The sequence below is a fragment of the Providencia sp. PROV188 genome (genome assembly GCF_027595165.1).
Taxonomy (GTDB): Bacteria; Pseudomonadota; Gammaproteobacteria; order Enterobacterales; family Enterobacteriaceae; genus Providencia; species Providencia lanzhouensis.
The window spans coordinates 2,253,993-2,279,578 of sequence record NZ_CP097291.1 but is presented as its reverse complement, the minus strand read 5'-3'; the positions used below and the strand labels follow the sequence as shown (position 1 = coordinate 2,279,578).

25 protein-coding genes are annotated in these 25,586 nt (G+C 43.9%); 8 read left to right on the top strand and 17 right to left on the bottom strand.

What is annotated here, in order from left to right:
- Window positions 1-100 precede the first annotated feature (100 nt).
- A complete protein-coding gene (locus M5X66_RS10415) occupies window positions 101-763 on the bottom strand; it encodes a GntR family transcriptional regulator (RefSeq protein WP_108477913.1) in 663 nt (220 codons plus the stop codon).
- A gap of 429 nt (window positions 764-1,192) precedes the next feature.
- Here M5X66_RS10415 and M5X66_RS10410 point away from each other — a divergent pair, with 429 nt between their 5' ends.
- The 5 genes from M5X66_RS10410 to M5X66_RS10390 are packed head-to-tail and all read left to right on the top strand — an operon-like array spanning window position 1,193 to window position 7,383.
- Window positions 1,193-2,431: an NRAMP family divalent metal transporter gene (locus M5X66_RS10410; RefSeq protein WP_036952895.1), complete on the top strand. Its 1,239-nt coding sequence runs from the start codon at window positions 1,193-1,195 to the stop codon at window positions 2,429-2,431.
- Window positions 2,432-2,458: 27 nt separating this feature from the next.
- The gene (locus tag M5X66_RS10405) at window positions 2,459-3,238 is read left to right on the top strand and encodes a LamB/YcsF family protein (RefSeq protein ID WP_036952898.1); all 780 of its coding nucleotides are present in this window, start codon (window positions 2,459-2,461) and stop codon (window positions 3,236-3,238) included.
- Window positions 3,235-4,041, top strand: a complete 807-nt coding sequence (locus M5X66_RS10400; protein ID WP_036952901.1) for a putative hydro-lyase — start codon at window positions 3,235-3,237, stop codon at window positions 4,039-4,041. The genes M5X66_RS10405 and M5X66_RS10400 overlap by 4 nt, the downstream gene beginning before the upstream one ends.
- Before the next feature lie 8 nt (window positions 4,042-4,049).
- Window positions 4,050-5,654: an urea amidolyase family protein gene (locus M5X66_RS10395; protein ID WP_154599429.1), complete on the top strand. Its 1,605-nt coding sequence runs from the start codon at window positions 4,050-4,052 to the stop codon at window positions 5,652-5,654.
- Window positions 5,641-7,383 carry an acetyl/propionyl/methylcrotonyl-CoA carboxylase subunit alpha gene (locus M5X66_RS10390; RefSeq protein WP_270103508.1) on the top strand — a complete coding sequence of 581 codons (1,743 nt, stop codon included), beginning with the start codon at window positions 5,641-5,643 and terminating at the stop codon, window positions 7,381-7,383. The genes M5X66_RS10395 and M5X66_RS10390 overlap by 14 nt, the downstream gene beginning before the upstream one ends.
- A 68-nt stretch (window positions 7,384-7,451) precedes the next feature.
- Here M5X66_RS10390 and M5X66_RS10385 read toward each other — a convergent pair whose 3' ends face one another.
- Entirely contained in the window at window positions 7,452-7,727 is a 276-nt protein-coding gene (locus tag M5X66_RS10385; RefSeq protein ID WP_154599430.1) for a hypothetical protein, read from the bottom strand.
- Window positions 7,728-8,160: 433 nt separating this feature from the next.
- Between M5X66_RS10385 and M5X66_RS10380 the strand changes: the two genes are divergently transcribed.
- Window positions 8,161-8,703 (top strand): DUF924 family protein, encoded by a 543-nt coding sequence (locus M5X66_RS10380; RefSeq protein WP_036952909.1) that lies wholly within the window; start codon window positions 8,161-8,163, stop codon window positions 8,701-8,703.
- A 61-nt stretch (window positions 8,704-8,764) separates the two neighbouring features.
- On the opposite strand, the gene M5X66_RS10375 is transcribed toward M5X66_RS10380, so the two are convergent.
- From M5X66_RS10375 to M5X66_RS10355, 5 genes are all read right to left on the bottom strand, one after another.
- Complete coding sequence (locus M5X66_RS10375) at window positions 8,765-9,364, bottom strand: TorD/DmsD family molecular chaperone (protein WP_108477914.1); 600 nt, start codon at window positions 9,362-9,364, stop codon at window positions 8,765-8,767.
- Between the two features lie 124 nt (window positions 9,365-9,488).
- A complete protein-coding gene (locus M5X66_RS10370) occupies window positions 9,489-10,265 on the bottom strand; it encodes a dimethyl sulfoxide reductase anchor subunit family protein (protein ID WP_036952918.1) in 777 nt (258 codons plus the stop codon).
- A gap of 1 nt (window position 10,266) precedes the next feature.
- Complete coding sequence (locus tag M5X66_RS10365; protein ID WP_036952921.1) at window positions 10,267-10,884, bottom strand: DMSO/selenate family reductase complex B subunit; 618 nt, start codon at window positions 10,882-10,884, stop codon at window positions 10,267-10,269.
- Between the two features lie 11 nt (window positions 10,885-10,895).
- Window positions 10,896-13,325, bottom strand: a complete 2,430-nt coding sequence (locus M5X66_RS10360) for a DMSO/selenate family reductase complex A subunit (RefSeq protein WP_132495376.1) — start codon at window positions 13,323-13,325, stop codon at window positions 10,896-10,898.
- A 308-nt stretch (window positions 13,326-13,633) separates the two neighbouring features.
- Window positions 13,634-14,884: a mechanosensitive ion channel family protein gene (locus M5X66_RS10355; RefSeq protein ID WP_036952924.1), complete on the bottom strand. Its 1,251-nt coding sequence runs from the start codon at window positions 14,882-14,884 to the stop codon at window positions 13,634-13,636.
- Between the two features lie 175 nt (window positions 14,885-15,059).
- Here M5X66_RS10355 and M5X66_RS10350 point away from each other — a divergent pair, with 175 nt between their 5' ends.
- The gene (locus tag M5X66_RS10350) at window positions 15,060-15,575 is read left to right on the top strand and encodes an anti-virulence regulator CigR family protein (protein ID WP_036952927.1); all 516 of its coding nucleotides are present in this window, start codon (window positions 15,060-15,062) and stop codon (window positions 15,573-15,575) included.
- A 336-nt stretch (window positions 15,576-15,911) separates the two neighbouring features.
- Here M5X66_RS10350 and M5X66_RS10345 read toward each other — a convergent pair whose 3' ends face one another.
- The 3 genes from M5X66_RS10345 to M5X66_RS10335 all read right to left on the bottom strand — a co-directional run bounded on the left by M5X66_RS10345 (window position 15,912) and on the right by M5X66_RS10335 (window position 18,644).
- Window positions 15,912-16,487 (bottom strand): cysteine hydrolase family protein, encoded by a 576-nt coding sequence (locus tag M5X66_RS10345; protein WP_108477916.1) that lies wholly within the window; start codon window positions 16,485-16,487, stop codon window positions 15,912-15,914.
- A 125-nt stretch (window positions 16,488-16,612) separates the two neighbouring features.
- Window positions 16,613-17,980: a sensor histidine kinase gene (locus M5X66_RS10340; RefSeq protein WP_036952933.1), complete on the bottom strand. Its 1,368-nt coding sequence runs from the start codon at window positions 17,978-17,980 to the stop codon at window positions 16,613-16,615.
- Window positions 17,970-18,644, bottom strand: a complete 675-nt coding sequence (locus tag M5X66_RS10335) for a response regulator (RefSeq protein ID WP_036952936.1) — start codon at window positions 18,642-18,644, stop codon at window positions 17,970-17,972. The genes M5X66_RS10340 and M5X66_RS10335 overlap by 11 nt, the downstream gene beginning before the upstream one ends.
- Window positions 18,645-18,805: 161 nt before the next feature.
- Here M5X66_RS10335 and M5X66_RS10330 point away from each other — a divergent pair, with 161 nt between their 5' ends.
- Window positions 18,806-19,045: a hypothetical protein gene (locus M5X66_RS10330; protein WP_187129322.1), complete on the top strand. Its 240-nt coding sequence runs from the start codon at window positions 18,806-18,808 to the stop codon at window positions 19,043-19,045.
- Window positions 19,046-19,215: 170 nt separating this feature from the next.
- Here the strand turns inward: M5X66_RS10330 and M5X66_RS10325 are convergent, their stop codons facing one another.
- The 7 genes from M5X66_RS10325 to tssF form a co-directional block, all read right to left on the bottom strand.
- Window positions 19,216-19,476, bottom strand: a complete 261-nt coding sequence (locus M5X66_RS10325) for a DinI-like family protein (RefSeq protein ID WP_036952942.1) — start codon at window positions 19,474-19,476, stop codon at window positions 19,216-19,218.
- 140 nt (window positions 19,477-19,616) lie between these two features.
- Entirely contained in the window at window positions 19,617-20,294 is a 678-nt protein-coding gene (locus M5X66_RS10320; protein ID WP_036952946.1) for a DUF1345 domain-containing protein, read from the bottom strand.
- Window positions 20,295-20,407: 113 nt separating this feature from the next.
- Complete coding sequence (locus tag M5X66_RS10315; RefSeq protein ID WP_270103507.1) at window positions 20,408-21,754, bottom strand: VasL domain-containing protein; 1,347 nt, start codon at window positions 21,752-21,754, stop codon at window positions 20,408-20,410.
- 23 nt (window positions 21,755-21,777) lie between these two features.
- Entirely contained in the window at window positions 21,778-22,206 is a 429-nt protein-coding gene (tssE, locus tag M5X66_RS10310; RefSeq protein ID WP_004912512.1) for a type VI secretion system baseplate subunit TssE, read from the bottom strand.
- Between the two features lies 1 nt (window position 22,207).
- A complete protein-coding gene (tssJ, locus tag M5X66_RS10305; protein ID WP_154599436.1) occupies window positions 22,208-22,747 on the bottom strand; it encodes a type VI secretion system lipoprotein TssJ in 540 nt (179 codons plus the stop codon).
- Window positions 22,748-22,762: 15 nt separating this feature from the next.
- Window positions 22,763-23,854, bottom strand: coding sequence for a type VI secretion system baseplate subunit TssG (tssG, locus tag M5X66_RS10300; RefSeq protein ID WP_154599437.1), 1,092 nt, complete (start codon window positions 23,852-23,854; stop codon window positions 22,763-22,765).
- A complete protein-coding gene (gene tssF, locus M5X66_RS10295) occupies window positions 23,830-25,581 on the bottom strand; it encodes a type VI secretion system baseplate subunit TssF (RefSeq protein ID WP_270103506.1) in 1,752 nt (583 codons plus the stop codon). Before tssF ends, tssG begins: the two co-directional genes overlap by 25 nt.
- Window positions 25,582-25,586 lie beyond the last annotated feature (5 nt).

The following is a 25,586-nucleotide window of genomic DNA, read 5'->3' as shown; positions in this document are numbered from 1 at the left end:
CAATATCTATGCAAAATTATTTGCATAGATATTGAATTAAAAAAATAAAGGGGTAACAAAAGACCTGGGATAAAGCGAGCCATCTGTAAAAATGAGGATTTTATAGCAGTGATTGGCTGCGCTTATAGGCGGCAAGTAATGTGCGTTCAGATAAATCGAGGTAGTGTAAAAGCGCTGCGGCCGCTTCTTGATTTTTACCAGCATCAAGTAACTCTAAAATAGCTTGGTTTTTATCAATGTAGGGAGCATAGAGCAGTTTGGCATCATTTAAATGACCAAAAGCTAAACGTAGCTCAGCGGCAATATTATGATAAAGCTTAATTAACCTTTCACTGTCCGACAATTCCACAATCGCGGTATGAAACTTCATATTGGCGGTACCGACACCTACCCAATCTTCCGTTTTTTCATGCTTTCGAGCTTCAGCGACAGCGAGTTTCATTTTTTGAACGGCAGGATGCAGAGCATAAGCATGGGTCAATGAATCACATTCAATTAATCGACGCACTTGGTAAATATCAATAATCGCCGCCATATCAGGGACGGAAACATATACCCCTTTATTGGGAGCATAGGTGAGTAGACCTTCTTGGGTTAATACACGAAAGACTTCCCTTAAGGTATTACGGGAAATATCCAACTCTTCACTCAATGCGGCTTCTGATAAACGTTGTCCCGGCGTTAACTCACCAATCGTAATTTTATGGCGGATAGTTTCTGCGATAGTGACTGACAAGGTTTGTGCGACGGGCTGTTTTTTCATAAAAAGGTGAGCCTAGTTGAAGAAAAGTAGGGTGAACAGTTCATTAAAACAGGTATTTGAGCGCTATCTTCACATATTCGCTGTAGGGCAGCAAGACTCCTTTTATGCACTAATTCAGGGCATTTTCCTTTTTGAGCACCAAATTGGTGCTTTGACGTATTACACCTCTCATTCTTAATGTTACAGATAAACATTAATTGTTAAAAAAGTGATCAAGATTTGATTTTTAACTTACCAGAAACGATTTTGATTGCTTAATTATTCATCGCTCCGTATTAATTGTTCAACAATCTGCATTCAATAAATTAACAATCTATACCATTGATAGAACAATGGCACGAAAATTGCCTCTACAAATGAGTTCAGTATTAAAAAACTTGCACAACATCAAAATACAGATAACAACAAAAACTACAGAGGAGTATGCATATGGCAGCTCATGAAAATATCTCGACAGCAGAATATGTGAAGAAACGTCGTTCCTCGCTGATTGGCGCTATTTTCTTAATGGCAACATCAGCGATTGGTCCCGGATTTATCACCCAAACCGCGACATTTACCGTTACTTTAGGTGCCGCGTTTGCTTTTGGTATTTTAGCCTCCATCGTGATTGATTTCGTGGTACAGCAAAATATTTGGCGAGTGGTGACACTCACGAAAATGCACTCATCCGATATCGCCAATGCGACAATTCCCGGAAGTGGCTATTTACTGGCGGTGTTAGTCATCTTTGGTGGATTGATATTTAATATTGGTAACATTGCTGGGGCTGGTTTAGGTTTGAATGCACTCGTTGGTCTTGACCCTAAGTGGGGCGGTTTACTCAGTGCGCTCTTAGCGATTTATATATTCTCGTCCCGCAAAGCTAGTAGTTTTATTGATAGATTAATCATTGCATTAGGTTTGGTCATGATTGGTCTAACCCTCTTTGTGATGATTGCATCTAACCCACCAATTGGTGAAGCGTTACGTCAAAGCGTACTCCCTGATACCGTCGATTTTGCGATGATCACCACGATTGTTGGCGGAACGGTCGGTGGTTATATCTGCTACGCAGGGGCGCATCGTTTACTGGATAAAGGCGAAGTTGGTGTCGAAAACATCAAAGCGGTTTCTAGCGCAGCGACCAAAGGGATTATCGTCGTCGGTGTCATGCGCTATGTCCTGTTTTTAGCTATCTTAGGTGTGGTTGCCAGTGGCGTGACGATTGATATTTCAGGTAAAGCGGCGAACCCTGCCTCTCAAGCCTTCCAAGCCGCGGCGGGTAATTTCGGTTTACGTATTTTCGGTTTAATTTTATGGGCGGCAGCACTGACTAGCGTTATCGGCGCAGCGTACACCTCCATGAGCTTCTTAAAAGCGTTCAAATCTTCCATTACAGAAAGACAACGTAATATTGCCACTATCCTGTTCATCGCTGTTTCATTGGCTGTTTACCTGTTTATGGGAACCGCGCCAGCCGCTCTATTGGTCTTTGCCGGTGGCTTTAACGGCTTGATTTTACCGATTGGTCTGACGCTGTTTGTTTATATTGGCTGGAAACGTGCAGATTTAATGGAAGGGTATCATTATCCACGTTGGTTACTGTGGTCGGGGGTCGTGACCTGTGCGTTAACGTGGTACATGGGTGCCATGTCCGTGAGTGCAATTTTCAACTACTTAAAATAAATCGTTATCAAGGATTGAGGAACAATAATGAATAAGCAAATCGACCTAAATAGCGACCTTGGTGAAAGTTTTGGTCAATGGAAAATGGGCAATGATGAGGCGATGTTGAGCATTGTCAGTAGCGCCAACATTGCCTGTGGATTTCATGCGGGGTCTCCCGATGGGATCCTCCAAACGCTCATTGCCGCGCAAAAGCAGGGTGTGACGGTAGGAGCGCATGTGGGATATCCAGACTTAGTCGGATTTGGTCGTCGAAATATGGACATTGCGTCTAACGAATTAACCGCAGACGTGATTTATCAAATTGGCGCATTAAAGGGGCTTGCAACGGCGGCTGGCACCCACGTGGAATATGTTAAACCACACGGCGCGTTATATAACACCATCGCCCATGACAAACGCCAAGCAATGGCTGTCATTGATGGGATCTTGAAGATTGATAACCAGTTAACGCTGGTGGCATTAGCGGGATCCCCATTGATTGGTTGGGCAAAAGAGAGCGGATTGAAGGTGGTCGCAGAAGCCTTTGCTGATAGAGCTTACAACAGCGATGGTACGCTGGTTTCTCGCAAGTTAGCAGGTTCCGTTCTGCATGATCCAGAGTTAGTGGCTAAGCGCATGTTGCAGTTAGTGAATGAAGGTGGCGTAGTCGCTATTGATGGGAAATTCACTCCTATTGAAGCGGGCTCTATTTGTGTACATGGAGATAGCCCCGGTGCGTTAGAGATGGCGAAAAAAGTGCGTGAACTCTTTGAGCTGCAGGGGATCGGTATCCGTGCATTTGCAGGAAAGGGAGGTCAAGCATGAATGCATTAATGAAAGCCTCAAAAGAGGCTATTCAAGCGGCGAAATCAGCGAGAGAAGCGATTCGCCATGGCTATGATAAACCCACAGCAGGTATGGCGCCGGGAATGACTCAAGCCAATATGATTGCGTTGCCGAGAGATTGGGCGTTTGATTTCCTACTTTATGCTCAACGTAATCCCAAAAGTTGCCCTGTCTTGGATGTGTGCGAATCAGGGAGTTGGCAAACTGTGTTAGCCGAAGGCGCCGATCTGCGTACTGATATTCCTCGTTATCGCGTTTGGGAACAGGGCAAGCTGGTGGATGAAATTACGGATGCGACGGCTATTTATCAGCAACATCCTGATTTAGTCACTTTCTTGATTGGTTGCAGTTTTACCTTTGAAACACCGATGATAGAGGCGGGTATTGATGTTCGCCACATTACTGATGGTTCCAATGTGCCGATGTATAAAACAAACCGACTGTGTCGTCCTGCTGGGCGTCTAGAGGGCGAGCTTGTGGTATCCATGCGCCCAATCCCTGCCGATCGTGTTGCCGATGCCGTCATGATATCGGGGCGTTTTCCCGCGGTACATGGCTCTCCTGTACATATTGGCGCACCTGAATTACTGGGGATCCAAGATATTATGCGCCCTGATTTTGGGGATGCAGTCCGCATTGAACAAGGTGAAATTCCTGTATTTTGGGCTTGTGGTGTGACGCCTCAAGCGGCGGTGATGAAATCAGGTGTTCCTTTTGCGTTGAGTCATGCTCCGGGATATATGTTTATCACGGATGTTCCTGACGCCGCTTATCACGTATAGGGGGACTTATGCGTTTCTTACCTGTCAATTTAAGCGCGTTTATGGTTGAACTGCCGAGTCTCGAACAGACGATGGCACTGACAGACTCATTAACGCATCGCCCAATTAACGGCATTGAAGAGATAACCCCAGCGGCACGAACGGTATTAGTGCGTTATAACCCAGCAATTGAGCATATTAATGCGATTGTGCAGCAAATTTCTCTGCGCAACATTGAAGGCGGCGAAGCTAAAACGGGAAAATTAGTCACTATTCCCGTGCACTATACCGGGGAAGACTTACCGGAAGTGGCGGAGTATTTAGGGGTCACTATCGAAGAGGTGATCCGTCGCCATACGGAAAATGAATATCTGGTGGCATTTAGCGGTTTCGCGCCTGGATTTGGTTATATGGTATCGAAGCAAGCGCAATTACAGGTACCGCGCCGCCAATCCCCTCGTGTGCGAATTCCCGCTGGTTCAGTGGCATTGGCGGGAGAATTTAGCAGTGTGTATCCACAAGCCAGCCCCGGTGGTTGGCAACTGATAGGTCAGACTGATTTAGCCGTGTGGGATATTAATCGACCAGAACCGGCACTTTTACAAGCGGGTTATCGGGTACAATTTGTTGACCAAAGCAAGAGTTCCGTGAGCTATAGTTTACCGAGTCAAACTGACATTAAATCTATCGATGAGAACCAAACGTACGATCTCACCGTGTTGGCGACCGGGCTACAAACCTTATTTCAGGATAGAGGGCGTATTGGGCAGTCAGCATTAGGGATCTCCGAATCAGGAGCGATGGATAAATCGGCGCTATACAGTGCAAATCGTTTGGTCGGTAATTGTACCCAATCCACTGTACTGGAAGTCACACAAGGTGGCTTAAAAGTCCGTGCTAATCGAGACCTTTTGGTCGGTATTACAGGTGCCCAGTGCCCTGTCACCATCACGACAGAAGACGGGCAAATATTTACCTCAGCAACCTACCAACCGATTCACCTCGCGAAAGGGGATGTCATTCAATTAGGACGCCCAATCAACGGTGTACGTAGTTATTTTGCCGTACGCGGGGGCTTTTCTGTGGCGCCAGTTCTTGAAAGCTGCTCATTCGATACCTTAGCCCAAGTAGGACCCGCACCATTGATGGTTGGACAATCTTTATCGATTCATCAAAAAATGAATCATCGCGCCATTTCGCTCACAGAATCCCCAGCCTTTGACTACCCGACAGCAGATGATGTGGTGGTATTGGATGTAGTAATGGGACCCAGAACAGATTGGTTTACTGAACAAGCCGCCGAATTACTGCGTCAGCAAGTTTGGCAAGTGACTGCCGCCTCAAACCGTATTGGGTTACGCCTTACGGGTGAAGTGCCGCTAAGTCGTGAACTGTTACAAGAATTACCAAGCGAAGGCACCTGTATTGGCGCCATCCAAGTCCCAGCTAATGGGCAGCCGGTCTTATTTTTAAATGACCACCCATTGACGGGAGGATATCCGGTGATAGGTGCGGTGTGTGACTATCATTTGGATCTTGCAGGGCAAATCCCCGTGAATGGCAAAATCCGCTTTAATCCATTACGTGAATTTTATCAACTTGAAGGGAGTCATGAAGCTTATGAATACCAATAATAAAAATGCACAGCATAAGGTATTGATTGCCAACCGTGGTGAGATCGCCGTACGTATTATTCGTGCTTGCCGCGATTATGGTTTTGTGTCTGTGGCGGTGTATGCCGATAGTGATATTGACGCATTGCATGTCAACATGGCGGACGAAGCTTATGGGTTAGGTGGCAATACCCCAGCACAGAGCTACTTAAACATTGAGAAACTGATTGAGGTAGCAAAAAAATCCGGTGCAACCATGGTGCATCCGGGCTACGGTTTTCTTTCTGAACGTGCTGAATTCGCGCGAGCAGTACAACAAGCTGGCTTGATTTGGGTTGGTCCAAGCCCAGAGAGTATTGATATTTTAGGGGATAAAGTTCAAGCCCGACATATCGCCTTACAAGTGGGTGCGCCGCTTGTCGTGGGAACCAAAGATCCCGTTGAAACCGCGCAGGAAGTGGTGCAGTTTGCCCATCAACATGGGCTACCAATCGCAATTAAAGCTGCATTTGGCGGCGGTGGTCGCGGTTTAAAGGTGGCATGGCAGATGCACGAAGTGGAAGAGTTATACCACTCTGCGGTGCGTGAGGCGACAGCGGCATTCGGTCGCGGGGAATGTTTTATTGAGCAATTTTTGCATAACCCTCGCCATATTGAAGCGCAAGTCATCGCTGATACCCACGGTAACGTTGTTGTCGTGGGAACGCGAGATTGTTCGTTGCAACGCCGAAACCAAAAGTTAGTGGAAGAGTCTCCAGCCCCGTTTTTAGCCCCTGAACTGGAGCAACAAATCATTCGCGCTTCCACAGATATTTGCCGTAAAGCCGGCTATGTGGGCGCGGGAACGGTTGAGTTCTTATTAAGCCAAGAAGGCACTTTATCCTTCTTAGAAGTGAACACTCGTTTGCAGGTTGAGCACCCAGTCACAGAAGAAACGGCAGGAATTGACTTAGTGGTTGAGCAGCTACGTATTGCTGAAGGTTTGCCGCTGAGTATTCAAGAAACGCCTAAACCTCGTGGTCACGCTTTTGAATTTCGTATCAATGCGGAAGATGCAGGGAATGGCTTCTTACCAACTCCGGGAACCATCTTACGTTTTGATGCACCATCAGGCCCAGGCGTCCGTGTTGATAGTGGAGTTGAAACAGGCAAAACTATTCCCGGTACCTTTGACTCGCTAATGGCAAAATTGATTGTGGTCGGTCAAACCCGTGAACAAGCGATTGTACGTGCTCGTCGCGCATTAGCTGAATTTAAGATTGAAGGGATCGCGTCCGTATTGCCTTTTCATCGTGCGGTGATGGAGCAAGCGGATTTTTGTGAAAACTTTAAGGTGCATACCCGTTGGATTGAAACGGAATTTAGTGTTGAAATTCCCCCTGCGAAACGCCAATTACCACAAGCCGAACAAGCGTTAACACGGTCATTTATTGAAATTGATGGGAAACGTTGCGAACTGGGGTTGCCCGCGCAATTGTTTGCTGGAATGGCGGTGAACCCAACGACAGCAACTTCTGCACCTCAAAGCGTTGAAAACAACCCTAACAGCGTGAACGCCCCCATTTCTGGCGTGCTATTCAATTGGCTAGTTCCTCAAGGAAATAAGGTAACAGAAGGGGACATTATTGGCGTGATGGAGGCAATGAAAATGGAAGTTCAAGTCATCGCCCACCGTTCAGGGGAACTGAAATATACGGCTAAACAAGGGGATTTTATCAATGCAGATAATAAAATTGCGGAGATTATCTAATCGCTAATGGCGATTAATCGTTAATAAGGGGTGGCGAATAGCCACCGCCTTACCTATTTGATCGTAACTCAACGTGATTTGCGTTCCGGTAAGTTGCGTACAGGTAATGGTGGATTAGGTGCGGGCACGATACTTTTTTCCTCTTTGGCGATTTCATCGCTATCACGATAAACCTCACCACATAAGAAAAACAAATTAGGGCGTTTTGCCTCTAAATAGGATTTTCGGCTCATGCACTGTTCTTGGGTAAAAATGGTTTCGGTCACGGGTAATGCATCGCATGAATCAGTGCCACAAGGACTGACCCACAAAGCCCAACCGATAAGTACCATATGTCCTGCCATTTATCTTGCCTTCCCACTCACCGCTAATGAAGTACACCCAAGATGTCAAATTAACACGCTTAATATATGGGGGCGTGTTCTTTGTCTATAAAATGCTTTGTCTATAAAATATAAGTCAAATTCTAACATTGGATTAAATAAATGTATGTATTCATACGATAGATAAATTTAAATTCACATTAAACAGCAAATAATAATGTGTGATCGAGCATTTATCATTATCAAAAAAAGAATACTTATCTTGATGCAATAAAAAACAGTAGGGAGTTACAGAGTGCTATCGCGATTATTTTAGGGCTAGCTCGCAAATAACAAAATTTTTATCTGCAAATTTGTGTTTTTAGATCTCCATCCTGTCAATTTGAACTATTTTTATCTACGATGAACCCGATATCGTAATAATAATCGCAATAATAATATAAATAGGTAACTTATGAATGCCATGGAAGAAGTGCTTTCATTTTGGTTTGAAGAATCGACCCCAAAACAGTGGTTTGAAAAAAGCGAGAAATTCGATTTAACCATCGCAAAACGTTTTACTGCGCTCAGTGAACAGGCGGCAAAAGGGGAGCTGGCTTATTGGCGAGCCTCTATTCGCGGCCGTTTAGCGGAAATTATTATTCTTGACCAGTTTTCCCGTAATTTATGGCGAGATACACCAAGAGCGTTCGCGCAAGATGCGATGGCGCTAGCACTGGCACAAGAAGCCATTAAACAGCCGGATTATCATCTACTTACGCTATCTCAGCGAAAATTTATGTTAATGCCGTTTATGCATTCAGAATCGAGCTTTATCCACCTGCAAGCGGTGGAGCTATTCCGAATGTTGGGGGATGATAGTACGCTGGATTATGAAATGCGGCATAAGGCTATTATCGATAAGTTTGGGCGCTACCCGCATCGCAATGAGATTCTCGGTCGGCCATCAACTCGAGAAGAAATTGCTTTTCTACAGCAACCTAACTCGTCATTCTAATTCGTCTACATAAAAATGAGTTTGCTTACGCACTAGCAAACTCATTTTCTTTCAAGGTTTATTAACGGAAAAGCTCAGCCGTTGCAGGCTGTAAACCGAGCTGTTTTTGCACACTAGCCAAATAGGTCTGAGTGATTTTTGCAAGGGTAGGGTAAAACCCATGTTCAGTTGACGTTTGCTGAACCAACGTTAAGTAACGTTCCGCCCAAGGTAATAAATGCTGCTCAAGTAATTCCACAATGGCATCGTCTTGACCTTGCTCTGCCAGTGCTGAAATGGCCATTAACATTAAACCAAATTGGTCTTCCGGCTCTCGTAATCCTGTATCGGTAACCAATCCATGGGACATCAAAAACTGGCGATAGGCGCTGGTGGAATCCCCCATAACGGTGTTGTCGTGAGACAGATACACCGAGCCCCACGGTGGTGCTGGCATTGCACCTTGACCTTCAAAAAGAATTGAAAAATCATAGGTAAGCGTATCTGCTGGGTAATCACTTAATGCCTCACAATCGGCAATCAGCTGAGCAGGTTCTTGCCAATCATACAGGGATGGGATTTCACGCAGTACAGGTTGTAACGTTTGAAATGTGGGGGTTTCAGGAGAGTAGTAAAACATTCCCCCTAAAATACGAAAAAGAGTGGTATCGAGAGTTTGCATGATATTACCTATAAAGCTGCAATTAATTTAAAGCTTCAATTAACTTAAAAGAAAGAGCCTGAATTCAGGCTCTTATATTATTATTTATTTTATACTGCTAACCATAATCTGTGGTTATAGCACCTTACATGGTGATTTGCCACAGGTTATAAAAGGCAATACGGCCAGACAATTCAGCAAGTAATACGGCTGCTGCACAGGCCAGTAAAGGGATTTTTGGTGAACGTTGCTTGATAGCGAACCCAACGAATGCCGCTAAGGCAATCGCTAATACAATCACTTGGAAGCCCCAAAAACCAGTCTGCTCTGCGCTTAATGCGGGTGCAGTTTCGCTTAAAAATGCTTGGTAGCTGGCACGGCTGGCAAAAATCGCAAAGGTACCGACTAAAAACGCCGTTAATCCTAAACCACGAGCGCCGATTGCCATTGCAAGTGCGCCACCACCCACAAACAGGGTTGTCCACATTTGCAGCGTAGTGAATTGGGTATCCCAGTTAGCAATGGTTGCAATGTTATACACTTGCGGGATTGACCAAACGAACGCTAATCCTGAAATCACCGCCGCAATGTTAGACAGTTCACGCAGAGCCGCTTGTTTAACAAAGTGGGTGAAAAACAGCGTAGCGGCAGCACAACCCACAAATACGCCACTTAAGAACGCTTCATTACTCATTGGTGAGCGGCCCACGCCCAACAACATATTGAAGAAACGCAGTGGTTGACCGACGTGCAGTGCGCCAATACCTAAGCCAATCATCACAATGATAAACCCGACAATATTGGCTGTTTTCAGCTGTTTATCGTCAATTGAGCCCATTTTTTTTGCAATATAAGCTAACAGAAATAAACCCGCCGCGGATTGCCCTAAGACAGTAAAGAAAACCAGTGGTAACTCATGCATATTAGACCTCCGCAGGGTTTTTCAATTCGCCACTTTTATCACCTGATGGCTTAGCATCTTTGTGTGGCTTGATGACGATATTCGGGTTAGTCAGGCTTGGATCTGGCATCGGTGCAATGCCGCACTCCGTACCGTGTAACTCACGTAAAACGGTAATGTCATCGAAATCTAAAGCGCGCTGCGGGCAAGACTCTACACAAACCGGCTTCATTCCTTTTGCGACACGTTCATAACAGCCATCGCATTTGCTCATCAGTTTTTTCTTTTCGTCAAACTGTGGCGCACCGTATGGGCAGCGCAGTTCACAGTAACGACAGCCTACGCAGATAGACTGGTCAACAACCACTAAGCCATCTTCACTGCGTTTGTGCATTGCACCAGTTGGGCAACCTTCTACACAAGTTGGATTCGAGCAGTGGTTACACGAAATAGACAGGTAGTAGCTATAGACGTTTTGTTGCCAAATACCGTCTTGTTTCTGCCAGCTACCGCCACCGAATTCATACACACGGCGGAATTTAGGACCTAAATCTAAATCTTTTTCGTCCTTACAACTTACCTGACAGGTTTTACAGCCAGTGCATTTTGTGGAGTCAAAATAAAAGCCATACTGTTTCATCAATTAACTCCTTAAGCGCGTTTGACTTCAACAAGGTTAGTATGTTGTGGTGTGCCTTTCGCCAGTGGAGAAGGGACATGGGAGGTTAGGGTGTTGATACAACCACCAACATCTAAACCTTCGGTATTCAATGTGCGCCATGCACCTTGAGGAACCGCAATCACACCCGGTAAGACGCGCTCAGTCACTTTGACTTTAATCTGAATACGTCCGCGATCATTGAAGATTTCAGCTAAATCGCCGTTCTTCAAGCCACGTTCTTGTGCATCAATTGGGTTTAACCAGAATTGATGAGGAATAGCCTCACGCAGCATAGCCACGTTGTAATAGGTTGAGTGAACATGACCCTTATCGTGGAAGCCTGTCATTAATAAAGAGTGTTTTTTCTGTGCAGATTGCGCTTCAACACCTTCTCTATTCACACAATATTCAGGAATAGCTGGAATACGCTGACCTTCTGGAAGTTCCCAGTTTTTCACGCGTTCAGCCAGTTTTTCGGAGTAAATTTCAATTTTGCCCGATGGTGTTTTCAGTGGATTATTCACTGGGTCATCACGGAAGCTTTTCAGTGCCACGTTTTCAGCACTATTAAGGAACTTACGGTCGATGATCCCCGCGCCATCAGTTTCACTAAATTCGGGCAAATGAGGCATTTTTTCACGGGTTTTGTTGTAGCAAAACTCAATCCATTCTGCGTAGGTGCGACCTTCAGTGAATTGATCTTTCACGCCCATTTTTTCTGCGATTTCGACTAATACATCGTAGTTTGGACGGTTTTCCCACAGTGGTTCAATGGCATTTTGTAGACGTACCAGATAGTGATAAGCCCCACTTGCATAGGAGTTATTGATCAGGTCGTTTGTTTCGACGGTGGTCACATCTGGCAGCAGTAAGTCCGCATATTTTGCCGATGGAGTGTCGTGGTTATCCCAAACAAGGATAAACTCACATTTTGATTCATCAGACAGAATTTCATGGGTCTTATTCAAGTCACCATGCTGGTTTCCGATGACGTTACTGGAATAACACCACATAAATTTGATGTCATTATTCAGCTTATCAACGCCTTTGATCCCGCCATTTTCTGCGGTTAATTCTTTACCGCGTACAATCGCTTCTGACCACATATAAGTAGGGATCAACGCTTTCACAGGGTTTGGCAAGCCAAATCCAGCCACTGGATAGGCGAAACTGTTACCCCATAAACCGGTGTTAGTCCCAGAACGACCGATATTGCCAGACATAATAGGCAGCATCATGATAGAGCGACAGGCTTGCTCACCATTTTCAGTACGTTGTAAGCCCCAGCCTTGTGAGATCCAAGCACGTTGAGCGTTACCAATTTCACGGGCTAACTGAATGATTCGTGAAACCGAAATACCCGTTAATTTGCTCGCCCACTCAGGGGTTTTTGCAATCCCATCAGGACCATTGCCTAAGATGTAATCTTTGTAAGAGGCATTACGTGGTGCTGAAGCTGGCAGGGTTGATTCATCCCAGCCTACACAGTAATTTTTCAGGAATTCTTCGTCGGTTAAGCCTTCTTGGATCATCACATAACCCAGGGCTGCCACTAATGCGGCGTCAGTACCTGGATAAATAGGGATCCATTCAGCGCCTAATGTTGTGACGCTATCGGTACGGCGTGGGTCGATAATGATGACTTTTGCTTTGCTCTTATCGAGGGCATTGAGTGTTTCATAGAACTGACCACCACCGGACATACGGGTTTCAGCCAAGTTATGACCGAACATCACCACGAGATCGGAGTTTTGGATTTCCGTTAAATAAGATTCTTCCACACTGCCGTAAACATATGGCGTGATCTCCATTAGCTGTGCGTAGGAATAAGTTCCGTAGTCACCTAAAAATCCACCCGTTAAACTTAAAAGACGTTTACAGGCCGCACGACCGTGCAAGTTGGCACCCGTTGAACCAGAACCATATTGGTAATAAATGGCATCGTTGCCGTATTTATCGATGGTGTATTTCAGTTTTTCTGCAATGATAGTGGTAGCTTCATCCCAGCTAATTTTTTTGAACTTACCTTCACCACGTTTACCCACACGCACCATTGGGTATTTTAAACGGTCTGGATTATAGGTTTTCCAGCGAACTGAACGACCACGCAGACAAGGGCGAATCTGATGTTCTCCCAGTGTTGAATCGTCATACATGGTTTCATTGGAAATACGGCTGATAACGCCATCTTTCACATGAACTTTTAGAGGGCAGCGACTACCGCAGTTAACTAAACAAGCGCTGTAGCTGATTTTCTCACTGACTTCGTCAGGCATGATGGTTGGTGTTTTTGCTTGAGCAGCAAAAGGCAGAGTGATTGAGCCTGCAACGGCGGCTGCACCCGCTACGGTTGCGGAGGTCTGAAGAAACTCCCTCCTGCTCAGTTCTGCGAAATGAGTATTTGTTTTATTTTTATGCATTGACATTGCCTATATGTAAATAACGTATTAGGTATGTTCAATATGTTAGAAAAAATACCCACTCACTAACATGATATGCATCAACAATATCCTTGAAAAAACCAAGGGAAATATTTTTATTTATTTAATTTATAAGGAGTTTTCTTGTCATAGATGCCATTTTTGTTCTGTTTTTATTATCAATCGTTATATTAAGAATTATATAATGGTAGGGTGGGATCTGTGAGTATAAGAGGGGTTTCCCCCTCTAGGTAGGCTGGCCATGTTTGCTAATCATTAAGTAGTATTTATAAGTTACCTATGATGAGTTATTTATTTGTTGAATGACCTAAGAATCGAACATCATTACCGGTAGGTGATTGATGCACAGATAAATTGAACTGCGGCAGAATGGAAAAAATATGGTCAAAAATATCCGATTGGATGCGTTCGTATTCTAACCACACTGTCGTGTTGGTAAACGCGTAAATCTCAATTGGGATACCGTTTGAGTCTGACTCTAATTGGCGAACCATGATGGTCATATTTTTATGGATCTGCGGGTGAGCGCGTAGATACGCTTCAATATAGGCGCGAAATGTCCCGATATTAGTGAGGCGTCGCTGGTTGAGTGGCGTCGCTTTATCCTCTGGTAAAGCAGAGTTGTAGACCTGGATCTCAGAGACTTTTTTCCCGATGTAAGGCTCTAATAAGTTGGCTTTTTCAAAGTTGCTAACTTCTTCAGGTTTCAAAAAATGAATACTATTGGCATCGATACGTAGGCTGCGCTTGATACGGCGCCCGCCTGATTCAGTCATGCCTTTCCAGTTTTTAAATGAATCGGAAATCAGTGCATAAGTTGGAATAGTGGTGACGGTATTATCCCAATTTCGAACCTTAACTGTGGTCAATCCAATATCAATTACCGCACCATCAGCACCGTATTTAGGCATTTCCAGCCAATCACCAATGTTGACCATGTTATTTGCAGAGAGCTGAATACCAGCGACTAAGCCCATAATCGGGTCTTTAAACACCAACATCATGACGGCGGTCATCGCCCCTAACCCACTGAGGATAATCAACGGAGATTTACCAATCAGTAGCGCGATGATCATAATCGAAATCAAAACGGTGGCGATAAGCTTAATGCTTTGGAAAATTCCACGTAGCGGGAGATGAGCTGTTTTTGCCGCACGTTGTAATACGCCCAGCGTGATATCCAAAATGGAATAAATCGTCAGTAAGCCAAACAGTAAGCACCATGCTTGGGAAGCGACATTCAATACCATTTGTGTCGTTGAGCCCGAAGATAGCCATAAGGTGGATTGAATGTTGACAACAATACCTTGAATAATAAAGGCAATTCGATTGAACAGATTATATTGGGTGAGTTGATGTTGCCAACCGGAACCCGCTTTTAATCCTCTTTTTTCAATCGTGGGAAGCAAAATTTTGTGCAGAAAAAGATGCAAAATTAGGGCGACAATCAGTATCAGCCCAAGAACCATTAAGAGAGAGGCGAGGGTGGCATAGTCTTGATTAAACTGGCGAGCCCAGTCGAGCAGTTGCTGCTGCATAAATTCTCCTTTATTACGTTATCCATAAATGACGACCCAGTATAAGCAAATAGGACTTAAGTTTGTGAAATATACCGAATATTTACATAAGATTACGGAAAATGGCGGTTATTCTGATTGATGCTCTATACTTTGAGGAATACTCTCAAACGATCATGTTTATGAGGAAATACTGATGAAAAAGCCTACGAAAAATAGCTGTCTACCACTGATTGTTCTTTTAGCATTCATGGGGACATCACCACTTGCGTTTTCTGACCCAAGTGGTAACAACGGGCATGGAAACGGTAACAAACATAATAATAAAGAATTTAAAGGCAACAACGGCCATAAAAATAAAGATGATGACCATTATAAAGCGAAGCAATGGAACGGTGATAATTCAGGCATTCAAGGAACGTTGCGTATTTCACCTAATATTAGTTTTAGCTTGAATTTTGGGAATGTTCGACCTTTAGCCATTGAGTACGGTCTTACGGGCTACAAAGGGCTACCACCAGGAATTGCAAAGCAAGTAAGAAGAGGAAAACCGTTACCTCCGGGGATAGCTAAAAAGGTTCTACCATCAAAGTTTATCCATCAGTTGCCTGTTTATGCGGGCTATGAATGGAAAATGAGTGGTAAAGATCTTATTTTGGTAGCGATTGGCACGGCAGTGGTTGCTGAAATTATTGAGAACGTATTTGAATAAAAAAACGGCCTTAAAAAAGGCCGTTAGCAAAAATTTGCAAATACTTGAATGAGGTAAATGAAAGGTTTGATTGACTATGGTTTAACTAACCAAAGTTTAAAGCAAATTACATAAAACGCTTGGACAGTAATTCAACAACTTCTTGCAGGTTAACGAAAAATTCTTTGATGCTTTTCATGTTCGCTCCGAATGTTAATGTGTGATCTTGATCACGTAGGAGCATTCTAGTTTTTTATTGATCAAAGTCAATAATCAGCCAAAAGATATTTTAAATATTAAACTAATTTTTAGGTCGAACCTTGTAAATTATTGTTTACAGCTTACTCATCATGCCGGCTAATTACCTTGCATAAAGGTTTTGCTGGATGAAATGGTGGCTAGACCTGCCAGTGCCTGCATGCTTTGTTCGTGTAGTTCAATGGTTGCAGCGGCACACACATCTTCGAGGACATGGCAAAAATAACCTAAATCATGGGCTTGTCTTACGCTACTTTGGATTGCCATCACCGAACTGACTCCACCGAAATAGAGCTGAGTAATATTATTATCGTTAAGCCATTGGTGGAGTTTATTGCCTGCAAATGCAGAAACGCCTTTCTTAATGATCACTCTGTCTTGCATATGAACGACCAAATCTTCCACCCAATGGCAGCCGTAGCCACTTAATTTTAATGCGCCTCTCTGTTTAGCTTGTGAAAAAAGTGGGGAGCCAGCGGGGATATCTTGATAATTATCGCTAAAGCCAACTTTGACCCAAATAACAGGAATACGCTGACTTCTTGCGTAATTAGCGGCTTGATTCGCCTTTTCAATAATATTGCGGGAATTGACTTGGGAATAACTGCTATTGGATAAACCATTTTTACCCACAATATCGTTAATAAGATCAATGATGATTAGCGCCTGTGACATTATTGCCCCTTTTTATGGCTAAGTAATTTAACGTAAAAGGGGATTGTAATGTTTATTATGCACTAGGGATGTTAACTGAATAACATTATTTTAAATAATGGTATTATTCTCGACTGCCGCCTTAATTAAGGCAAATCAATAATAAATCCAATACCTTTATTCTCTAATCCATCAGTGACTTTTAATGTTGCACCTATTTTCGATGCCAGATTATGGGCAATAGATAATCCTAAACCGCTTCCTGTTTCTAATGTTCCGGGCACACGGTAAAAGCGAGAAAATAGATGTGCTCGGCTCTCTTCCGGAATACCGCGTCCATTATCTTGAACCGTAATGGTGGCACCAAAAGGGGTGAGATCGACCAGTGTCACTTTTATTTTGGCTTTTTCAGGAGAATATTTAATCGCATTTTCGATTAAATTAGTGAACACATTACTCAGCGCCAGCTTATCAGTTTCGACATAAAAAGAATCTGGACTGGATAATTCCACATCAATATGTTTATTGAGAGCATAAGGAATATGGGATGAAATGAGATTACTGATTAACATAGGTAAATCAATTTGCTCTTTACGAATGGCAAAATCTTCCGCTTCCAAACGTGCGAGATCAATTAATTGATGAGATAAAGAGGCGGCGCGCGTTAATGTCTCTTTCATATCATTAATAATCTCGGCTTTTTCTTTTGGATTATCGATATGCATTAACACATGCAATTGTGCTGTTACCGCTGCAATCGGAGTCCGCAATTCATGAGCCGCATCTGCCATAAAACGTTTTTCGCGTAAATTCGCGGCATCGACTCGTGCCATTAATTGGTTAATCGCGGAAATAATAGGGCGAGTTTCTTTATACATATCTTTGGTATCAATCGGCGTTAAATTTCCCGGTTGACGCGATGAAATAATTTTAGCGACTTGTTTAATGGGGCGAATACTAAAATAGGCAGTGATCAGAATAGCGATTAACATTATGCCCAAAATAAAGGCGAGAGGAATGGCAGTGCCTTCGGCTGGATTACCAATTAACTTTCGTCGCTCAAGATACGATTCTGCAATCACAACTTCGAGGGTATGATCATCATCCCATGCAGAAGTGAAATGCCAATCTTTATGTTGGGCAGTTAGCATATCGACTGATTTTAGTGATGGGTCTGAAATCTTTTCACTATTGCGATATAGCACATGTCCCAGATTATCCCGCACAACCATATACGGTTTATAGCTAGTTTCAATGCCGTTTTCCATGGCATCGGTATACATTTTTTGCAGAATAACCGCGAGCTTATCAAAATATTCTGGGGTATCTGATACTGTACCTAATGTACGCGCAATCCCTTGTGTGACGATTTGCTGTTGTTGGTTAAATTCATCATCATCGACCAAATCAGGTAGATAAAAAAATTGTAACCAACCGACTAGCAGCAGCCATAAAAAGATGACTGCGCCAATCTGAATACCAAATGTGTAGACAAGAAAGGATTTAATCTTCACCAGATTGCGCTTCTTTTTTTAGTAAATAACCGATGCCACGGATAGTAATAATTCTGTCTTTACCAATTTTGCGGCGTAAATTATGAATGTGGACTTCAAGGGAGTTACTTTCCACATCATCCAAGCCAAATAAACGTTGCTCTAAATCTGTTTTTCGCACGACATTGTCGGCATTTTTAATTAACTCGTATAGCAACAGATATTCTTTACCGGAGAGTAATAATAATTGACCATCCAAGGTGACTTGATGGTTTAATGGATTTAATTGCAGATTATCTAATTGCCAAATTTCAGATGAAAACCCAGCCATACGGCGGCTAATAGCCTTTACGCGAGAAATCAACTCTGGCATTTCAAAGGGTTTTGTTAAGAAATCATCGGCACCAGAATCTAAGCTCGCCACTAAATTATCCATTTTATTACGGGCGGTAAGAATAATAATCGGTATTGATTCTCCAGATTGGCGCCATGCAATTAATTCCTCTTGACCATCACCATCAGGTAATCCCAAGTCTAAAAGCATGACATCAAAATTGCGTGCCTGTAATTGTTGCTTAGCATCCGATAATAATCTGACCCAGCAAGGATTAAATCCGGCTAATTCCAGTCCACGACATAACGCTTTGCCGAGTTGAAGATCATCTTCTACCAATAAAATATTCATATTTATTACCTCTGTTGCGGAGTATAAGCAGACTCCGCTCACCCAGCAACTAGGATATTTATCCCCTTAAGCATCCCTTAAGGTTGGTTTAACCAAATATTAAGGTACTAAAATGCAAAAGCACTAATATACCCTCAACAACCATAACAAGAGCATTTATCATGAAACAAGCGTATATTGAAGTGCCTCTATTTATCGGGATTATTTTTATTGCCATGGTATTTATGGGGGCGAGTTTCAATAAACCACAATTGGCGTTGAATCCGACGAAATTAAATGAAGTTCAGCGATGCACTGATGCGAAAACTTGCTTAGTAGAGGCTCGAATACTTGAAGTGAGTAAAACGAAACGTAATCCGGTGAATGAGTTTAAATCGTATCTTCGTCAGAAACTTTATTAATACTCTTTCGATAATGGCGGAATAGTGAATTGTGGTGCTATCGGTTTTTATACACAGAAGCGTATAAACGATAGGCAGAAATAGATTGAAAGTGACTCAGATTAACTTCAAAGAATAATGGATTAAGAAATGGAAGATGGATATTACCCTTCCATTTCTCTGCTAATCATCTAGTCATCGGTATTTGCTTCAGGTAGCCAGCCGTCATCCATCCAAATTTCTTCTAAGATCTCTTCAATGCGTAATTTATCATCCGCAATCTTCGTTCCTGAAATATTAATCGCCTGCTGAGAGCTAAAGCCCACTCGAGTGACCATATCAGGGTACTGTGACTGTAGTTTGCGTAAAATCTCAGACTCTAAAGCTTGTAAAACCAAGCCACTTGGTTTTTGCGGTGAATTCTTATCAAATAACACTTCGATGCGTAACATAATAGCCTCTACTAAAGACTGTATTAATATACAGTATTTTTAGATCTATATGGGGATATTGTCAATATCCTGCATTGAATATTTTTTTATTGTGATAGCAGGCTAACTCTTTTTATTTCGACAAGTTAATCCGATAACCTTTAAAAGAAGCTGGCAGAAATATTAATACACAACCCTAAAATGGCCATATTAAAGACAAATGAAATAACGGATTGGAGCAATACTGCGCGACGCATAGGGGTTGAGGCTACTTCTACATCTGCCGTTTGTGAGGCGACGGCAATGGTGAATGAGAAATACATAAAATCCGAATAGCTGGGTTGGGTGATTTTATCGGGGAAAATTAGCCACGGTTTTTCATTTTCACTATTGCCGTAATAGAGATGGGCATAGTGCATGGTAAAGCCCGTAGGTAAGAGCAGCCAAGAGGATATCAATGTCGAGGCAGTTAAAATATAAGAGTAAATTTTATCGGCTTTCGGGATATCACTGTGTCCGCCCAAGGCAAAAAATAAGGCTAATAAACTGACGCAGCAGCCTGACATCAAGAAAAATATTACCATGCTCGCGCTTTCATCTTCGATTTTTGTCAGCTTACGAATATCTTTCACATTGTGGCTAATAATTCTCTGGAATAGAAACAGCAAATAGCACCACGCAAATGCGTTCCAACTGATAATTAAGTTAATAATCAGACTTTGTGTTTGAAATAAAGCGAAGAAAGTGATGAAAGCAACAATAAGCGAGACCAAAAAGCGCGGTCGAGAATGAAATGCATGACGTAGCTGGTGGGTGATACGAGCAGCACAGCGAAGCATGGGGTATTCCTTGAAAAATAATTATCGCGTTAATTTAAAACGAGTATATCACTGAAAAAAAATGGAGCACGAATAAGGTGCTCCATACAGGTATTACTTCGGAATAAATAGGTTTATTTTTCGCTTTGTCTTATCAACGCATAGCGATTGAGTAGCTGTTTAAAATGGTTATCAATCCGTTGGTATTCAGACTCAGGGACGGAGCCTTGGGTTTGAAGTTGCTCAAGACGACGCAATTCTTCTTCTAACGGAACGCTTTGATTAAAATGCTGGCGGGCATTGAAAATAATGGTTTTTAATTCAGACCCCGTGATATAGCTGCGAGGTTTACCATCAAGACTGTCTAAGCGCGTACTGAGATTATTTAACTCTGCCATCCCTTCAGACCACTGTTGTAATTTATCGTTAGATAGCGCATTAATTTGCATATTTTGCTGCCATTTATCGTTAAATGCGCTGACTTCTTGCCGGTCACCATATTGTTTAGTGAGGTAACTCACCATGTTTAATCCATACTGCTGAGACCAAATTGGGGAGACGGACTCTAATTCCACGAGGTAGTTATCGATTATCTTGAGTTTTTCAGGAGAAAAACTATTCGGTTGTGCGGCATTAGGCTGCAATTGTTGCTCAAGAATTGAGGCAATATTCGGCGTAAAGTCAGGTAATTGGGGTAGCGCTTGCGCTAAAACGTGGTTATTGATTTGTGGGTGTAACACATACAAAGTTCCTGCACACAGCGCGCCTGTGAGCACAATACCGAAAGCCATACCCACACAAATGCCTTTGCGGTAAGAAGGCTTGGTCGGTGTTGGTGTGCTGATAGTGGCATTGGCCTTGATGGAAATTGGCGTTGCTGCGGTACGGGCATGAAATGACGATGGCGCAGTTTTTGGCAATTGCAGCGGCGTTGGTGGAATAAAACCACTGTCGGGAACATCAGTATTTTCGAGCTGCTTGGCTTGAGTGGTGAGCAAGTTTTGCAGTCGTTCCAGCTGAGTGAGGTGTTTGAGCTCTAATGTTTGTAGCAACTGTCCAATTTGGTTTAGCGTTGCTTCAGTCTGATACAGAGCTGGCAGGTCTGCATAAACAGGTGCATGGGCGCGTAACCCTGTCATGAGTTGTTGGCTCAGCGTAGCGAGGATCTCAACCCGGGCATGGGTCTGTTGTGGCCATAATCCTTGCCAGTGGCGGCTCAGTAAATGTTGAAGTAAAGATAAGCCTTCGTTTAATCCCGCGATGCCATTTTGATGCTGGCGGATCAGGGTAAACCATGCGCAAGTTTGTAAATCAGCGCCGTTTTGGTTGAATAAGGACAAACATAGCCCATGAGCGCGCGCCCAGTCTACATCTGGGCGGGCGGGGTGAAAGCGTTTATTTAATTCTTCTTTGAGCGCGGCAAAATCAGCCAGCGTGCGCGGGTCGCCACCAAGGCGCAATGTGTTTAAATCTGGGTTCATAGTCTTCTCACGCAGTCGTCAGTTTAAATCGTATCGAATTGTTTTTTTAGATGGTGTACGAGAATGCGCCCATCCGGCATAAATTCAGTGCCATAACGGATCAAACCTTGCTCATGTAATTCAACCTCAAGGGCGTAATGGAGTGCCCCAAAGCTGTTTTGCGGTAATAACACTAAAGAGAGTGATTTGATGCGGGGCTCATACTTGAGTAACGTTGCCGATAAAATGGTCATCATATTGTGAGCAGTGCCGGGGAGACCTTGGATCATTTTACTCATATCAGGTAGCCCGTAGTCGGGAAGATGCTCGATACTACCCGCTCTGGCGTTGAGAATGCGGCGAATATTGTCCATCACAGAGACCATCACTTGGTCATGTTCTGGGATAGCATCAATATCCAATCCTCCCGCAAAATACCCCGTCAACATTTCATATAATGAAGGCTGGGACATGCTATTTTTCTCCAAGTGGTTTTAAGGTCATGGAGTTATCAGCAAGGGTGAGTAAGCGTGGGTCATCCGGTAGTAACCGCTTTTTGGGGATCACTACGCGCCAGTCATCGGTGATAAGGTCTGGGTGATGGAACATCACGGCGATGGCAACAAATTCAGCGCCGTCTTCAAGGGGCATATCAAGGGAAATCGACTCACCCGGGCGAATGCGTAAATCTTTTTGTACCACGAGAGAGGATTTTAGTACTTGGCTATCTTTGGCAAATAACGATGCGTAGTCACTCTCATCAAAGCTTTCAGTATCTTTCAATTGATATACACGAATGATGGTGGACAGCGATGCGCCTGTATCATCGGTATTGAGCGCTTCACGTGCCACGAAATCAAGATGGACGACTTTCACTTGCTTATAAAATATCGCGCTTGCTGCACTGCGAGTGCCATCGCTGACCATTTGAGTGAGCCCGCATCCAGTGAGGTTTAATGCAGTCAGAAGCACCAATGTTTTGCCGCAAAATGGCAATAAAGGGATGTGTTTCATAGGAGAGTCCCGGAATCAGAATCGATAATTAGCGTAATGTGAGGGCGGCGTAGAGTGTGATGTTGCCGATAATCGCTGATAGCGCCCCAGATTTAAGGTAATAATGTGTTCGCGGAGAGCGACATTAGGCGCCAATGTGCCCATCGCGGCGGTCCGTCCCAGCTGAACACCTTGGTGAGATTGCGAGCTTAACGTTGCGTTAGGGAGCAACTTTCTGGGTAATTTAAGACAAAGACGGGCATTGACTCTTGACCCTAGGTAAACATGCAATAGCGCCATTAAATCTTGATACAGCTGTCCGTCAGGCAGCCAATTGCGGGCTTCATCAAAGTTATCTGTCCGTAAGGTAATCAAAATTTGGCTGTTTACATCGGTAGAATACTGACCTAAAACGGGCTTATTGGTTAAGGTCATTGGGGTTTTGCACGACAGCCCTGTTTGAGTTGTTTGCTCGATACGCCGCGGGTCATGGGGTTTGATTTTCACATGAGTGTCAGGCGCGAGTAATTTTACGAGTGACACAACGCCTTCTGCGGTGCGGGTTGGAAAACGTAACGTGCCCAGTAAGGCGAGAAAGCGGGATAAAGGCGCTTGCACATGTTGAGCAGTGCCGGGGATCCCCAAGCCAATTAACCCATACAAATACTGGGATGTTTCATCTTCGCCACCTGCGGAAAAAGTTGCTGGATAGGAATATTTTCGCCAAATACGGTAAAACTGCGTCGTGAGCCGATGGTTAAAAATATCCAAGAAGTCCGTGAGCGATTCGGTTCCTTCCCGCTGTTGTGCGATGTCATCGAGGTAGGCGGTGGGTAACGGTGATGTGACACCATATAACCCTAAAAAGGTAGTTCGAATACTGGGTGTGTTGCTATCTCGGTAGCGGTCTTCAATGTCGATGCCTTTAATTTCGGTGACAGGAAAACCCATCCCACGATGGGGACGAAACCGGATAACATCTGTTTTCGGGTCTTGGGTGCTACCAAGTGGCGGGCGCTGTTTATTACTCTGTTCTAGCAGTTGGCAAAACCGATAGAAGTTAACCAGTGGTAGACGCTCCCCTAGCGCATCAAAAAGCTGATTTACTGAGGATGGTTCTCTGTCCATGTGAGGTTATTTCCTGTTGGTAAAATATGGAGAGTCAATTGGTTAAATAGATGCACGTCGGTATACAGTGCGAAAAAGCGGTTGAGCATTTCACCAAAGAGATGAATATCCCCTTCACCGTTAAATCCGTTGCTATCAAGAGTGATATCGATGGCAATACCGCGCTGTAAAAAGCCTTTTTCGAAACGCTCAATAAGGTGCTGTTCAACGTGGATCATGGCATCGAGTTTGCGGCTGTTTAAATCATCCTCTCGCCAGTCATAGAGTGCCAATGTGCCGCGCAATACCTCTACGTTGTCCATCATATTGAGGAAGCTGGCGCCAAGGTGGCTGAGAACGCGCCAATGAAATCGGTCTTCTGCTGGGGGATAGCAAGGCAGGGTTGGCTTGCATAAATTGCGAACCTGCAATTGGGTTTGTAGCGTTTCTTCGGTTCTGTCGAGCAATGTACTTTGCAGCGCTTTGCGTGGAAGTTGCCCGTTAGTGCCGGTTAATTGCAAAGATAAGGTTTCACTTTCAAGAGCAGCGGTCGGCTGTTCGCGTTCTCCCCCTAAAATCAGCCATGTATCATGTAACCCGCTGACCCCGCGCTTAACGCGAGTGTGGTAGTAGTGTTCTGGTGCATTGCGTCGCAACATACCGCCTCGATGGCGAAAGCTGCTGAATGGAACATAGTGAATGTGTTCACCTCGCCTTGTTCCATGAACCGTATCGACAGCATAAATTTCGGTGTGTCCATCTTGTAGACGGCGGGGACGCAGTAAATATTCACTTTCTAACCCGTTAACGGTGAGTGGATCAGCTTCAATATTGAATAAGTTGATCACCGGAACGCTGTGCAATTTTAGGTTATCGTGACTTAATGGAATGTCGCTATCCCACAAGGTATCGAGCACAATCTCCAGCTCAAAGTAACTTAATCCTTCGGGCAATTGAATCTCTTCAAGCCCGTTTAAATTGACGAAGAAAAACTTTTCTCGAAAAGAAAAATACTCTAGCAATAGCTGGTAGCCACTAAAGGTACTATCTCCTTTGGGCCACAATTGATCTTCTTCAGCAAATCCCCCAGGGGAAAACCACAGCGGCAAACGAACGCGGTCAGGGGATGACGGTAAACGGATATAGGTCGCCGCGACATGTTTAGTGAGAGCCAGATGCAGGGCGTAAGTGGTTGGAACGTCACCCGCCAAATAAAAGGAAATAGTCCCAAGAGGACTCTGTTTCCAATCGACCAGTTTTGCACAATCGAAGCGTAATCGGATCACGGAACGTCCATCAGGCTCAGTGGTTAAATTCACTGTGGATAGCGCAATGGGATTTAAGGTTAAATCCCGCGTGGTGCGGTAACGACAAACGGTTTTCTTTTCGCCAATCGGGCGTGAAAGCACTTCAAAATTGGCAGGGATCACCGACGATAATTTCATATCGTGAATATCCGGTGCGAGTTCAACCACGGACAGTGAAGGGATGGTTTGTAAATAATGAGGCCAGAGTAGGCTGACCAATCCTTCCGTTAATTCAGGTAAATCATCATCAATCTTTTGGCGAAGTTGCCCCATCGAAAAGGCAAAACCTTCAAATAGTCGCTCAACAAAAGGGTCGGGAATGCCGGCTTTATCTAAATCTAATAGTGCCGCCCGGTCGGGATGAGCTTGGGCGAACTCTTTCGCAGCTTCGCGTAGATAGCGCATTTCTGCATCATAATAGCGAAGGGTTAAATCATCCATTCGTA